The organism is Anoxybacteroides voinovskiense (assembly GCF_014196205.1).
GTDB classification, from domain to species: Bacteria; Bacillota; Bacilli; order Bacillales; family Anoxybacillaceae; genus Anoxybacteroides; species Anoxybacteroides voinovskiense.
In genome coordinates this window covers 1-13,543 of the sequence record NZ_JACIDE010000024.1, presented here as the reverse complement: position 1 = coordinate 13,543, position 13,543 = coordinate 1, and the positions used below count along the sequence as shown (strand labels likewise).

General features: G+C 46.1%; 17 protein-coding genes. 6 read left to right on the top strand and 11 right to left on the bottom strand.

Features of this window, described 5'->3' with window-relative positions; translation table 11 throughout:
* Window positions 1-57: 57 nt before the first annotated feature.
* The 4 genes from GGR02_RS13840 to GGR02_RS13825 form a co-directional block, all read right to left on the bottom strand.
* Window positions 58-1,635 (bottom strand): MDR family MFS transporter, encoded by a 1,578-nt coding sequence (locus GGR02_RS13840; RefSeq protein WP_221210866.1) that lies wholly within the window; start codon window positions 1,633-1,635, stop codon window positions 58-60.
* Window positions 1,636-1,645: 10 nt separating this feature from the next.
* Complete coding sequence (locus tag GGR02_RS13835; RefSeq protein ID WP_183185585.1) at window positions 1,646-2,551, bottom strand: TetR/AcrR family transcriptional regulator; 906 nt, start codon at window positions 2,549-2,551, stop codon at window positions 1,646-1,648.
* 13 nt (window positions 2,552-2,564) lie between these two features.
* Window positions 2,565-2,702 (bottom strand): hypothetical protein, encoded by a 138-nt coding sequence (locus GGR02_RS13830; protein ID WP_183185584.1) that lies wholly within the window; start codon window positions 2,700-2,702, stop codon window positions 2,565-2,567.
* A gap of 164 nt (window positions 2,703-2,866) precedes the next feature.
* Window positions 2,867-3,742, bottom strand: a complete 876-nt coding sequence (locus GGR02_RS13825) for an ROK family protein (RefSeq protein ID WP_183185618.1) — start codon at window positions 3,740-3,742, stop codon at window positions 2,867-2,869.
* Window positions 3,743-3,883: 141 nt separating this feature from the next.
* On the opposite strand from GGR02_RS13825, the gene GGR02_RS13820 reads away from it, so the two are divergent.
* The 5 genes from GGR02_RS13820 to GGR02_RS13800 are packed head-to-tail and all read left to right on the top strand — an operon-like array spanning window position 3,884 to window position 6,834.
* Window positions 3,884-4,627 (top strand): plasmid pRiA4b ORF-3 family protein, encoded by a 744-nt coding sequence (locus GGR02_RS13820; protein ID WP_229706231.1) that lies wholly within the window; start codon window positions 3,884-3,886, stop codon window positions 4,625-4,627.
* 24 nt (window positions 4,628-4,651) lie between these two features.
* Entirely contained in the window at window positions 4,652-5,311 is a 660-nt protein-coding gene (locus GGR02_RS13815) for an NYN domain-containing protein (RefSeq protein WP_183185583.1), read from the top strand.
* The gene (locus tag GGR02_RS13810; protein ID WP_183185582.1) at window positions 5,265-5,459 is read left to right on the top strand and encodes a hypothetical protein; all 195 of its coding nucleotides are present in this window, start codon (window positions 5,265-5,267) and stop codon (window positions 5,457-5,459) included. Before GGR02_RS13815 ends, GGR02_RS13810 begins: the two co-directional genes overlap by 47 nt.
* The gene (gene gloA2, locus GGR02_RS13805) at window positions 5,456-5,851 is read left to right on the top strand and encodes an SMU1112c/YaeR family gloxylase I-like metalloprotein (protein ID WP_183185581.1); all 396 of its coding nucleotides are present in this window, start codon (window positions 5,456-5,458) and stop codon (window positions 5,849-5,851) included. Before GGR02_RS13810 ends, gloA2 begins: the two co-directional genes overlap by 4 nt.
* Window positions 5,851-6,834 carry a Gfo/Idh/MocA family protein gene (locus GGR02_RS13800; protein WP_183185580.1) on the top strand — a complete coding sequence of 328 codons (984 nt, stop codon included), beginning with the start codon at window positions 5,851-5,853 and terminating at the stop codon, window positions 6,832-6,834. Before gloA2 ends, GGR02_RS13800 begins: the two co-directional genes overlap by 1 nt.
* 34 nt (window positions 6,835-6,868) lie before the next feature.
* On the opposite strand, the gene GGR02_RS13795 is transcribed toward GGR02_RS13800, so the two are convergent.
* The 4 genes from GGR02_RS13795 to GGR02_RS13780 form a co-directional block, all read right to left on the bottom strand.
* Window positions 6,869-7,312, bottom strand: a complete 444-nt coding sequence (locus GGR02_RS13795; RefSeq protein WP_183185579.1) for a VanZ family protein — start codon at window positions 7,310-7,312, stop codon at window positions 6,869-6,871.
* Window positions 7,313-7,569: 257 nt separating this feature from the next.
* Window positions 7,570-8,532, bottom strand: a complete 963-nt coding sequence (gene manA / locus GGR02_RS13790; protein ID WP_183185578.1) for a mannose-6-phosphate isomerase, class I — start codon at window positions 8,530-8,532, stop codon at window positions 7,570-7,572.
* Window positions 8,533-8,720: 188 nt separating this feature from the next.
* On the bottom strand, window positions 8,721-10,037 hold the full coding sequence (locus GGR02_RS13785) for a radical SAM/SPASM domain-containing protein (protein ID WP_183185577.1): 1,317 nt from the start codon (window positions 10,035-10,037) through the stop codon (window positions 8,721-8,723).
* A gap of 186 nt (window positions 10,038-10,223) precedes the next feature.
* Window positions 10,224-10,442 (bottom strand): TMEM14 family protein, encoded by a 219-nt coding sequence (locus tag GGR02_RS13780; protein WP_183185576.1) that lies wholly within the window; start codon window positions 10,440-10,442, stop codon window positions 10,224-10,226.
* Window positions 10,443-10,581: 139 nt separating this feature from the next.
* On the opposite strand from GGR02_RS13780, the gene GGR02_RS13775 reads away from it, so the two are divergent.
* The gene (locus tag GGR02_RS13775) at window positions 10,582-11,808 is read left to right on the top strand and encodes a Fic family protein (protein ID WP_183185575.1); all 1,227 of its coding nucleotides are present in this window, start codon (window positions 10,582-10,584) and stop codon (window positions 11,806-11,808) included.
* Window positions 11,809-11,831: 23 nt separating this feature from the next.
* Here GGR02_RS13775 and GGR02_RS13770 read toward each other — a convergent pair whose 3' ends face one another.
* From GGR02_RS13770 to GGR02_RS13760, 3 genes are all read right to left on the bottom strand, one after another.
* Window positions 11,832-12,614: an EAL domain-containing protein gene (locus GGR02_RS13770; protein ID WP_183185574.1), complete on the bottom strand. Its 783-nt coding sequence runs from the start codon at window positions 12,612-12,614 to the stop codon at window positions 11,832-11,834.
* A gap of 132 nt (window positions 12,615-12,746) precedes the next feature.
* Window positions 12,747-13,133: a pepsin/retropepsin-like aspartic protease family protein gene (locus GGR02_RS13765; RefSeq protein WP_183185573.1), complete on the bottom strand. Its 387-nt coding sequence runs from the start codon at window positions 13,131-13,133 to the stop codon at window positions 12,747-12,749.
* The gene (locus GGR02_RS13760; RefSeq protein ID WP_229706230.1) at window positions 13,124-13,420 is read right to left on the bottom strand and encodes a hypothetical protein; all 297 of its coding nucleotides are present in this window, start codon (window positions 13,418-13,420) and stop codon (window positions 13,124-13,126) included. Before GGR02_RS13760 ends, GGR02_RS13765 begins: the two co-directional genes overlap by 10 nt.
* Window positions 13,421-13,543: the final 123 nt, after the last annotated feature.

Below are 13,543 nucleotides of genomic sequence, written 5' to 3'. Positions count from 1 at the left end.
TTTCTGCATACTCTCTACCATAAAAAAGAGAGCGCATCACACGCTCTCTTCCGTTTTTCACGCACTTTCTTTCATTCTCCGATTTTGTTCGGAGAGGGTGATTTTGCGCAAGACGAATGTTAATACCGCGCCGCAAGCGACAAAGACAAGCCCGAATAAAAAGACGGAATGAAGCGAATCAACAAGCGATTGTTTTAAAATCGGCACGAGCGCCTGTTTCATCTGCGCTGGCATGCTTGCCATCGCTTTCGGGCTTAATAATGCCGAATATAAGCTTTGCGGGTTGTCGTGAATCATATGCGAAAACTGGTTGACCATCGCTTTTGCCTGCGGTGGAAGCGATGTTAGTAGCGGCATGAGCCGATCTTCTAACAACGTGCTTGAGCGGTGGTTCATGACCGCCCCTAAAATCGTCATCCCGAACGTCCCGCCAATCGAACGGAAAAATTGGCTCGACGACGTTACTACACCCATTTCTGATTTCGGGAACGTTTCTTGCAAAACAAGCGTCAATAGCGGCATGACAAGCCCGACGCCAAGCCCGAGCACAATCATATATAGCGTTGCCGTCCAGCGCGTCGTATCTATATCCATCGTGCTAAGCAGCCCTAATCCAGACGCCATAATGACCATCCCCGCAATCAACTGCGGTTTGACGCCAATTTTATAGACGAGTCGTCCGCCGAGAATGCTACCGATAATCATCGTAATCATCATTGGGGTCATAATCGTCCCTGATTGCGTCGCGCTAACGCCAACGACCCCTTGCATGAAGAGCGGAACGAACATAATCGCGCCAAACATCCCAACGCTCATTAAAAAGCCGATGCCGTTTAACACTACAAACGTCCGATGTTTAAATAAATGAATTGGCAGTACTGGCTCTTCTGCTTTTCGTTCTACGAACGCAAACGTAGTGAACGAAATGGCGGATAAAACAAATAAGCCGATGATTTGCCATGACGTCCACGCATATTTATCGCCGCCAAACGTCAACGCCAGCAGTAAACTCACCACGCCGACAACCATCGTCACCATACCAGGAACGTCAAATTTCACCGGCCCTTTCGCCACGTGCTTATTCAAGCCCATCGCAATAAAAATCGTCGCAATAATGCCGACAGGAAGGTTAATGTAAAACACCCATTCCCAGCTCCAATGGTCGACAATCCAGCCGCCAATTTGCGGTCCTAAAATCGAGGCAAGCCCGTACAAACCGCCGAATACCCCTTGCCATTTTGCCCGTTCTTTTCCAGTAAACAAATCGCCGATAATAATCATCGCCATCGGCATCATAATCCCGCCGCCAATGCCTTGCATGCCGCGGTAAATAATAAGCTCGGTCATATTGTGCGCCATTCCGCAAAGGGCCGAACCGACCATGAAAATAATTAATCCCGAAACGTAAACGACTTTGCGCCCTAATAAATCGGCTAATTTCCCTGCAATCGGCACAATCGATGTTGACGTTAACATGTACGCGGTCGTCACCCACGTCATGACGCTTAGTCCGCCAAGCTCCCCGACAATGCGCGGCATCGCCGTTCCAACAATCGTTCCGTCGAGCGCGCCAAATAGCATGGCAATCATAAGCCCAGTAATTAATAAATGACGGTGTTTAATCGTTTCTGACATTATATCGCCCCTATCTTTCGTCATGTGTCATATACTCATGAACAAGTTTTGTTAACGACACCAACGCGTCCGCTAATGACGGAAGCTGCTGGTTGTCAATATATAAAAGAATGCCTTTGACAACATACTCCCGCGGGGTTGTTTCTTCTTGGGAAAACTCCGCTTCTAACGTATCCAACGCCGCATGTAATTGGTGGTGTGTTTTTTTATCGAGCGGGAGCGTGGAAAGTTGCTGCTTTAACTGCGCAATGCTTTCAAAAATTTTCGCCTTTCGCTCCCTGTGCTCTTGTTCAGCCATATCGGCAAAACAGCGCATCGCCGCTTCAGTTAACAGCGGCTCTTCTTCCCCTAAATGCGCGACAATCGCATCCATTTGTCGGACAATAAAGCGAGCAATCGCATCGGCACGGAACATTTCTTGGTTAACCATCATATAAAAAAGGTATTCGCGAAAAATTCCGTTGACGATTGCCGCAACATCAAACACATGTTTTTCTATTTTTTTTCCGTAAATGTCGATTAACCGTTGGCAATACCAGCGAAACATGCGCGCTCGTTGAGCATACAAATAGCGCTGAATATCGGCATTAATTTTCGGGAGTTGTTCGACCATCATCATTTGGAAAAAGTCTTTATGCTTTAAAATGCCTTCTAATTTCTTCGTCAATTCATCAATGAACGCATCACGCGGAGGCTGATGTTTTTGTTTTTCTTCTACCGGCGCCATCAGCTTTTCGAAATGATAGCGGACGATTTCAAGCATCAACTCTTCTTTTGACGAAAAATGATGATAAAATGCTCCCTTTGAAATGCCCCACGCTTCGACAATGTCTTGAATCGACGTGGTGTGGTATCCTTTTTCCGCAAAAAGCTTCATTGCCGTTTCGAGAAATTTTTCTTTTCGTCGCTTTGCCATCGTTCTCCCTCGCTTACTGTACAGGCGACTGCGCTTTTCCTTCGGTCGGCTGCGGCAGCGCCCAGTTCGGCCGTTTCACTAGCTCTGCATGCACGCCATGTTTTTGCAGCTGCTCGACAAGTTGTTTCGGTGATTTTCTTTTTTTCCTCATCCCACGCACCTCGATTCCGGTCATGACCGATTAGTCATTTTTATTATAACCACATGTTCATATTTTATCAACAAATAAATTGACCATTTGTTCAAATTAAAATATGACCAAATAGTCAAAAAAATAACCGTCCGCTCTTTCGCTGAGCGAACGGTCACCGTTTCTTATTTTTCTAATGCTTGTTTTGCCAAGGCAAGCGCGCCGCAAATCCCTGCATTATCACCTAGCCCTGGACGGACGATGTAATCATCGATATGGTGTAAAATGGCGTCATGCTGGACATAGCCGTTTAAAAAGTCCAAGACGTTTTGGCGGACAAGCGGAAGTAGCGATGGCTGATGGGCGACCCCACCGCCGACAATCACTTTTTCCGGCGATAAAATTAAAATGTATTGAGCGATGGCTTGTCCTAAATAAAACGCTTCTAGTTCCCATACGTCCGTGCGGTCGGAAAGCTCGATACCCTTTTTCCCCCACCGTTTTTCAATCGCAGGACCGGAAGCCATCCCTTCTAGGCAATCCCGATGAAACGGGCAACTGCCGGCAAATTCGTCGTCTGGGTGGCGGCGAATCAAAATATGCCCCATTTCTGGATGCAGTAGTCCGTGTACGAGCCGTCCTTCGACAATCGCCCCAACGCCGATGCCTGTCCCGACCGTAATGTAAATGCAGCTTTGTTTCCCTTTTGCTGCTCCCCATAACTGTTCGCCAAGGGCGGCGGCATTTACGTCCGTGTCAAAACCGATTGGAACGCGAAAATGTTCGTTAATGGCACCAACGAAGTTCACATTTGACCAGTGCGGCTTTGGTGTGCTTGTAATATAGCCGTACGTCGGGCTTTCGCGATGTAAATCGACCGGTCCGAACGTGCCAATGCCGATTGCTTCGACATCATACCGTTTGAAAAAATCAATCACGTGCTCGAACGTTTCTTCCGGCGTCGTCGTTGGAAACGTCACGCGCTCATGGACGTTTCCGTCGCCATCGCCGACGGCGCAAACAAATTTCGTCCCTCCTGCTTCAATTGCTCCTAAATACATGCTTTCGCCTCGCTTTCTTTCCAAATGTTCCTCTTCCATTGTACCACAAATATTGCAACCATCGATGCAACAGTATGGTAAAAACTAGTGACGGCATGTATAATAAACGTATCATTCTTTATTAGTTTGGGGGCTTAAACATTGCGGAGAGAGGAATTGTTACAAACGGTTGTCGATGTTATTCAACGGTCAGACGCATATGAACAATTGCCAGACATATATAAACAGCAATTAGATGCTATTATTAATCGCGACTATTTACTGCAAGCAATCGCCAAACGGAACAAGCCAATGCCAAAGCAAGGCGAAAAAACGACCGTGCTTTATCAGTTCAAAATCGCTTTAAAAGGCATCCGTCCACCCGTGTGGCGGCGCATCGTCGTCCCTAGCCATATTACGTTCGATCAGCTGCATGACATCATCCAAATTGCGATGGGTTGGGAAAATAACCATTTATATGAGTTTGAAATTAACGATATCGTCATCGACATTCCGGATGAAGAGTACGGCTTCTCATTCGTCGGCTGGCGGGAAAAATACGATGCTCGCACGGTAGAGCTGTCGAGGTTTATAAAAAAGGAAGGCGAAAAGTTTACCTATACGTATGATTTTGGCGACAATTGGGTGCATCTTGTTACGCTCGAGAAAATTGAAACGACGGCCGATCCGTTCCGCCACCCGGTTTGTTTGAAAGGCAAGCGTGCCTGTCCGCCAGAAGACGTCGGCGGCATTTACGGCTACATGGAAGTGACCGACTTAATCGAAGGAAACGGAACAAAAGAAGAAATGGAAGAGTTTATGGAATGGTACGGCGGCGCATACGACCCAGAGCATTTCGACATCGACGAAGTCAACAAGCAGCTCCAAACGATTGTGTTTTTCTAAAAAGACAGCGAAGGATGAAGCCGCATGAACTTTTTTGCCGTGTTTATTGATCTTGAAAATTTAGAAAAAACCGCAAAACAAGAAGCGGGGGCGGCCATTGATTACAAACAGCTGGCCGCCTTTGTCCATGAACTCGCCCGCCCACACGGAAAAGTGACGAACATCTATGCGTATGCCGATTTTGATAAAGGCGAGATGGGCAAACAGACAAAATTAATGAACTTAGGCATTCAGCCAAAACATGTCGTCACGAAAACACCGTTTCAATATTTAAAAGGTTCGACCGATATTGAACTGTCGCTAGACATTTTAGATACCATGTACCAATATGCTCATATCAACCATTTTTTGATTATCTCAGGAGATGGGGATTTGCGCCACGTCATCCGACGTCTAAAAATTAATGGAAAAACCATCCATGTTGTTGGATTTGCTGGCCATACGAACAAATTAATTGTTGAGATGGCGGACTATTTTTATCCGCTGGAGTTCCATCATCCGATTCTTCGGAAAATCACTATGAGTGAGCGGGAAGAAAAAACGAAGCGATTGTTTCTTAACCCATGGGCAAAAATCGTCGTTGAAACGCTAGACCATTTAGAACGAACGACAAAAAAAAGAATTTATCGGACTCAATTTGTTTCGCAAACGACTTGTCGAAAAATATCCGGCGGCAGAAATTAGTGATGCGTTGACAGATGTGCTCGACTGCGGTTGCATCGATACATACTCCGTCCCTAATCCGGAAGCGCCCGATTATCCGACAACCGCCTGTCGACTGCAACGGGAACACCGCTTTGTACAAGCCGTCTTAAAAGGAGAAGATAGATGAACGTTACGACGATTCACCATATCGCCATTATTTGTTCCGATTATGAGCAGTCCAAGCATTTTTACACAAACGTCCTCGGCTTTCGCGTGTTGCACGAACAGTATCGTGCAGAGCGCAAATCATATAAATTAGATTTACGCGCAGGCGATGTACAAATAGAGCTATTTTCGTTTGAACACCCGCCGAAGCGACCGAGTGAGCCGGAAGCATGCGGACTGCGGCATGTTGCCTTTGCGGTCGCCAACATCGACGAGGTAGTTGCCCATTTACAAACACACGGCGTTGCGGTGGAGCCGATTCGCATCGACCCGATTACCGGAAAACGGTTTACGTTTTTCCGCGACCCAGACGACTTGCCACTTGAATTATACGAAACAAGGAGTGAATACTGATGATTAAATTCGCGACAATCGGCACGAATTGGATTACGCAAGAGTTTATTCGCGCCGCAAGCAATGTTCCGGAGCTTGTGCTATCTGCAGTCTATTCACGGACGGAAGAAACCGCAAAAGACTTTGCCGAAAAAACAGGGGCGCCAGCCATTTTTACAAGTTTAGAAGAACTGGCGGCTAGTAAAGAGGTAGATGCCGTGTATATCGCGAGCCCAAATGCGCTGCATGCCGAACAGGCGATTTTTCTTTTACAACACGGCAAGCACGTCTTATGCGAAAAACCGTTTGCCTCGAACACAAAAGAAGGGCGCGCCATGGTCGAAGCCGCACGGCAAAACGGGGTCGTATTGATGGAGGCGCTCAAAACGACGCTTCTGCCAAACTTTCAAGCGATTCGCGAGCACTTGCCGAAAATCGGCAACATCCGCCGCTATTTCGCAAGCTATTGCCAATATTCGTCGCGCTATGATGCGTACAAAGAAGGGATTGTATTAAACGCCTTTAATCCGGCGTTTTCCAACGGCGCTTTAATGGATCTCGGCATTTATTGCCTATATCCGCTCGTCGTCTTATTTGGCAAGCCGCAGTCGCTCAAAGCAAATAGCGTCATGCTTTCTTCTGGCGTCGATGGTGAAGGAAGCATCGTCCTAGATTACGGAGAGATGGATGCGGTCGTCATGTACTCAAAAATTGCCAATTCGTACGTCCCAGCAGAAATTCAAGGGGAAGAAGGAAGCATCCTGATCGATGCGATTCATACGCCGACGAAAGTCGAAATTCGCTACCGCGACGGCCGGACAGAAGACATTACCGTCCCGCAAGAGCAGCATCCAATGTATTATGAAGCAAAAGAATGGGCAGACGTCATTCAAAGCGGGAAAAAAGAATCTACTATCAATTCGCACGCCCATTCGCTCATCGTCGCCGAAATTATGGAAGAAGCGCGCAAACAAACCGGCATCGTCTTTCCGGCGGATAAATAAAAGAGGGGATTCGTTTTCGCCCCCCTCTTTTTTGTTAAGCGGAATATTCGTTTCGCTTGAAGCGTTGAACGCGCCGCACACTAAAGACAATACATAGCGCGATAAGCGCCCCGCACGCATCGATTGCCACGTCCGTCACCGCAGCCGTCCGCCCCGGCTCAAACGACTGATGCCATTCATCCGTTGCCGCATAAACGGCCGCAAAAACCCACGCACCAATATACGCCCATCGCCGTGGAAGGAGGGCTTGAAACACAAGAACGGCTAAAATGCCAAACGCGGATAAATGCGCCGATTTCCTAACGAGAAAATTAAGCGGAGAAGCACCGCCATCCCCTTGCGACCCAAATGGCCAATACGCCAATAGATGGCGCAAAAGTCGTTCCGTATTCGCTCCGGTAAAGACCGAAAACTCACTAAAGCAATAAATCACTATACACCATCCAAGCACAAGAACCCATCGCATGCGTTGACTCATATCGAACTCCTAAAATTAAAATAATTATAAAATGATATTGATTTTAAAAATAAATCGTATATAATGATTTTAACATATTCATTGCAAAAGGAGGTACCTTAATGGCACCAGTTATTTGCCCACAATGCGAACAGCCCGCCCGCCGCTTAAAACATTCCCTTCTATGCGGCTGCGGCTTCAAAATCGTCCGCGCGGTAAAAGAGAGCGCAAAAAAATAATACTTACGGTCGAAAAAAACAAATGGGCGGCAATATTTATTATACCGGCCAAGCAGGCGCGGAAACGATGAGCTGCAGATTCCCTTTTATCGTAAACGGCGCAAACGAATACGGAAGGAGAAAATGGTCGCCTTTTTTTAACCGATACGTTTCAGCCGCTGTCGAAAGCTCGCCTTCTCCAGCAAGAACGCTCGCTAATAAAAAGCTTGTCGTGTGTTCTACTGCCCATTCGTTTGTAATATCCCACTTTTGCACGAGAAAATATTCGTTGTCAATAAATGTCGTAATTTCTGCCCCGTCTGTTTTTGTTACTTGGCGCTCGCATTGGACGTCTACATGCGGGACGGTAATGACATCAAGCGCTTTCGCAAGATGCAGTTCGCGTTTTTTGCCATGTTCATCGGTGCGATCGTAGTCATAGATGCGATACGTCGTATCCGAGCTTTGCTGCGTTTCCAAAACAAGCGTCCCCTCGCAAAGGGCATGCACCGTTCCGCTTGGTACGTAAAAGAAATCCCCTGGGCGAATCGGCACTTTGCGAAGCAAATCGCTCCATCGCCCTTCTTCCATCATTTCCCGCAACTCTTCTTTTGTTTTCGCCTGATGCCCATAGACAAGTTCAGCGCCTTCTTTACAGTCAATAATGTACCAACATTCCGTTTTCCCTAATTCGCCGTTTTCGTATGTACGCGCATAATTATCGTCCGGGTGCACTTGCACTGATAAGTCCGCGTTCGCATCTAAAATTTTCGTCAATAGCGGAAAGCGGTCAGACGGAAAATGGCCGAATAACTCGGGATGTTCCCCCCATAGTTCACTTAACGTCTTCCCTTGAAACGGGCCGTTTTTGACCATCGTCGGCCCGTTCGGATGCGCCGAAATCGCCCAACATTCCCCCGTCCGCTCTGACGGAATGCGGTAACCAAACTGCTCCGCAAGACGGATCCCTCCCCAAATCCGTTCTTGAAACACCGGAGTAAGAAAAAGCGGTGTGTGGTTCATGAATAGTCTCCTTTCAAATAACGGAACTTTTTTCTTATTTTACTAGAAAAATGGCGGAAAAGGCTAGAAAAAAGAACCAGCCGTGTTGCTGGTTCCTTTCGTTGCTTATTTTAAGTTCCCTGGGACAGATTTGGATAGTCTGCCTGTGTTAGAAGCAGCGACTGGAGATACTGCCGGACGTAAAATTTTCATTGGTTCACCTCCTTCTGCGCGATCGTGCGCAATACTTGCTTAATTTTTCGCTTTTCGTACGGACATGGACGTTCTTTCTTTCGAAGGCGGTATTGCGGACAATGGTTGCCTTGGCAAGCTGGGCGGAAGAAACATGCTTGGCACGTTTCATCTTGCTCTTCGCCTGACGTCACCCATAGCGCTAGCTTGTCGTAATCAAGTGCCATCGTGCCGTCCGCTTGCAGCCAGCCGACATGGTTATACTCTTCGTTTAAAAAACACGTACATTTATACACTCGGCCGTTCGCCCCAATGACAAACGAATGAGGCTTTGCTGCATAGCACACTGCCCCAGACGGCATAAGCATCGATTCAATCACCGCGCTCATCGCTAGCCCTTGCTTGATCCCTTGCTCGGTAAACTCCCAAATTTTCCGCTCCGCTGTGCGATGGTCGCAAATTGGCAAAAGATCGTCGTTTTTCCCGCCCCATTTTCCGACCGGGCGGCAAAACAGCTGAAAGCGAGCATCACCGGCAAAATAATGCGAGAGTTCTGTTAAAAATGGCGGAATTTGCGCCAGATTATCTTCATCAAAATTGACGCGAATATAGATCTCAAACGGCTCGGCAAGCGTCTGAATAGCTCGCAAGTTGTGCAAAATCGTTTCATATGTCGGACCACCCGTCGCCAATATGCGGCGCGTATCGTGCACCTCTTTCGTTCCGTCAAGCGTCACCATTACCCGGTTGACGCCGTATGCTAATAACGTCCGCATCGTCTCTTTTGATAAATAATAGCCGTTTGTCGATATTTCCGCTTGATACGTCACCCCGTACGCAACTGCCCATTCAATGATTTCCCCGCTTATGTCTTTGATGACATCAAGCGCTAATAACGGCTCGCCGCCAAACCAGCTGACCGTCAAATGTTCCAGCTTCGGCATTTTTTTATGCAAAAACTGCTTCACCCCATCGACTATTTCTCGGCTCATCTTGCCGTGTGCAAAATCTTGATAGCAGTATGTACAGCGAAAATTGCACGCTTCTGTCGGCAAAATAATGACATGCATCGTATCCGTTCGATGCAGCGTTTGATGCAAAAACTGCGCACGCCTTTTTTCATCCGTCTGTTCCGGAACGAGAAACCCGCAATCGACAAGCGTCTGCTCGACTTCTCCTAATTCCCCACGAACTCCTTTTCTTAACGCTGCTAACACCGCTTGTTTTTCCTCTAGCGCCACCGTCCCGATCGCGCCAGTATAGCTATTGTAAACGACTAGTTCCCCTTCTTCCGTTTCTGCGATTGCATTAAATCGCGATGGAACCCAATTCATGTTGCTTACTCTCCTTTTTTCTCATCATACGCAAAACACCCATTGTCCTTCTGTTACATCGGTCACAACCTTCATTGTAAAAAATGCATTCGCTTTCCTTGCTTAAAGTTCGTGACGATTAGGTGGCGTTTTTTCGAAAAAAATTTGACATGCAAAAAGCTTCGCGCATATTGCACGAAGCTTTTGTCATTTGAACCATATGATTGCTACAACCGCCAATGCCAAACTGCAAGAAAAATAGACATAGCTCCTCGTTTTGTTTTGTTCTCGCATCCGAATGCTGTTCATCATCGTAATAAGCGACAATAAAAGCATCAGACTTGCCGTCGAATGATGACCAATAAATCCACGAACCATGCCAATAACCAACAAAAGCGCAATCGCAATCATTAACACTTTCTCCACATACTCTCCCCCTATATTTTTAAAAAACGGTGCATTTTTCATTATATTATTTTAACATTCTTGCATAAATAAAAAAATATCGCTATTTTTTAATTATATTATAAGAGATAAACGGGAATCATTATGAAAGGGGGAGGGAATGTATATGTATGAACTGCTTTCTAAATTATATTATAAAGCACCGGAGCGCTACTTTGCTGAATGGGAAAAACGTGTAAACAGCTACGGGACGGTTCATTTGCCGCTTTCGATTAAACCTTATAAAAGCAATGACGAATTTTCATGCTTTTACGTCAACCATCAACAACTAGACGTATTGCACGAACAACTGACGAAACAGAGCAAGCAAATTCAAACGATTGTGCACCGCCTTCCACCGATTGCGATCCAACAATATATTCAAACAAAACTCATTGACGAACTATTAAGCACAAACGAAATCGAAGGCATTCGCAGCACAAGACGAGAGATGGAAACGGTCATTGAAATTATCGTACGAAAAGAAACAGCCAAAAAACGAAACGTCCGTCACCTTAGTTTAATGAACGCTTATTTTCACTTGCTGTCGGGCGATGTCCCCGCACTCGAGACGGTAAAAGACATTCGAACCATTTACGATCGCCTCGTTCGCGAGGAAATAAAGCCGGGAGACGCGCTCGATGGCGAATTGTTCCGTAAACAGGCTGTTGATGTCGTCACCGCTACCGGGAAAATCATTCATCGGGGCGTGTACCCAGAGAAAGCCATTCAAACAAAGCTCCAACAGCTTATTCGCTTCCTCCGTGAACACCCGTCCCCGATGTTATACAAAATTGCTATCTCGCATTATTATTTCGGCTACATCCATCCTTTTTATGATGGAAACGGACGAACCGCCCGCTATATAAGCAGTATGTATTTAATGCAAGAATTAGATTTTTTAACGGCGCTCACACTCTCGTACGCAACAAATCAACGAAAACAGTTGTATTATGATGCTTTTTCCGAAGCCAATCACCCGCACAATCGAGGAGAGCTTACCTTTTTTTGCGAAGTGTTTTTTCACATTATCGACCGAGCACAACATGAAGTACTAGAAGACTTAGCAGAAAAAGAGAAAAAAATGACGAAATTATATGCGTTAATGGAAAAACTGAAGATGGAAGACGAAACGAAAAAAAACATCGTATTCTTCTTAGGACAAAGCGATATTTTCGGCATCGCCGGAAAAGGGCTGACGAAAAAAGAACTTCTCTCCTTGACCGGGAAAACGGAATATCTTGTGCGAAAAGCGTTAGATGAACTTCATCAGGCCGGCTGGATTTCGTTCCGTAAGCGAAAACCGATGGAAATTACCCTTAGCGAAACGCTCGCGAGCCAATATTAGAAAAATCTATGCAGGATGGAGGGTTATCCGCTTGCCTCCATCCTCTTTCCTATCCACCAGCGCAACGTGTCCGCCGAAATGGAAGGCAGCCCCGGCTGCGGCCGAGCAAAGACATATCCTTGACCGAGCGGTACGCCAAGTGCGGTGACGACCTCTAATTCCGCCAATGTTTCGATTCCTTCGGCGACTAATTGGCAGCCAATTTTTCCCGCAAATACTGCCATCGTTTCGAGCAAAATCGCTTTTATGTCATCACGGTCAACTCCGCGAATAATCGAACGGTCGATTTTAATATAATCTGGGCGCAATTCAGCGATCGCTTGCAGCGATGAATAGCCCGCCCCCGCATCATCAATCGCGATTTTATACCCTTGGTAACGGTAATGGCTGAGCGCCTGTTTAAATGCGGTAAAGTCCGAAATCGACTGGCGCTCGGTAATTTCAAAGACGATTTGCTCTGGAGTTAACCCGTGTTTTTTCAATAACGCTAACGTCTGTCCAGGCGTGAACTGCGGATCATAAATAACATTTGCGTTCAAATTAATAAATAGCTTCCACGCGGGATTCGCCCGCGCAAACCCTTCTACCGCCCGCTTCCGTGCCAACGTTTCGAGCGCATACAGCCGCTGTTCTTTTTCCGCCACTGCCCATAATTGGTCTGGCATCGCCAACTGACTGGACGCTGGACCGCGCGCCAACGCTTCGTAGCCATAAATGCGCCCGTCGGAAAGCGATACAATCGGTTGATAATATGCCGTCAGCTTCCCTGCGGCTAAAATGGAATAAAACTCTTCTTGCTGCGTCAACTTGCCACGCTCCCCTCACTTTGTTGCACTATTGTACCATAGCAACATTATACAAACGTAAACAAAAGGTAAAAGAAAAGTAAAGGTGGCAAGTGTACAACGCCTTGCTTCTTTTAGATAACGTCGTTTTCCCTATTCATATTCAACGGTTAGATTTTTAAACCGAATTATCAATCCCGCTCGAAGCATGAAATCACTACCTAAAATCCCATCGAACCCATACCATTCCCTAATCATTCCTAATTGTAAAGAAAACGATGCTAATTCCTTCCCGTCAATCGTGAGGTGATTCACATTTTGCTCATAACAAAGCTCACTATACCCGCCTACCCCATACATCCTCTTTGTTTTTCCGTTAATAATATCCAATTCTATACCAATTTGTGAAAGTGCATCTGTATCAAAAATAGTCGTTGCACAGCCGGTATCCAATAATACATTTGTGAAAAAAACAGATTTTCCACCATGCTTCATTTCTACAGAAACAATAGGCAGACCATTTTCCATTCTTATCTGCATACGCTCCCCCGAATACCTGTAAAATATTGCTCTTCCACTTCCATCTGTTCTTTGCTCGTATGAAAAATGTACAATTCTCTTTCTGGGAATGCTCGATGAATTTCTTTATATTTTTCCCACGCAGAAGACACGCTCTCATATTGTCCAATTAATGACACATCTTCAATCATCCGTTTCTTATCTTTCGAATAAGCTGCCATCGCCTCTACTAACACAAACTGATTCGGATATCGTTCCCTCAGTTCCGCCCATTTCATTCGCTCGTCTCCTTTCCTTTTTCTTTTCATTATATCACCTACCCCCCATCTTCCCAATTCGTATGAGTAAAATGTTTGTGGGAGGAAGCTAAATCCTCTTCCATATGTTTCAAGGGGAGGATTCCTTGAACAGAAGGGGGATGAGCAAAAAAG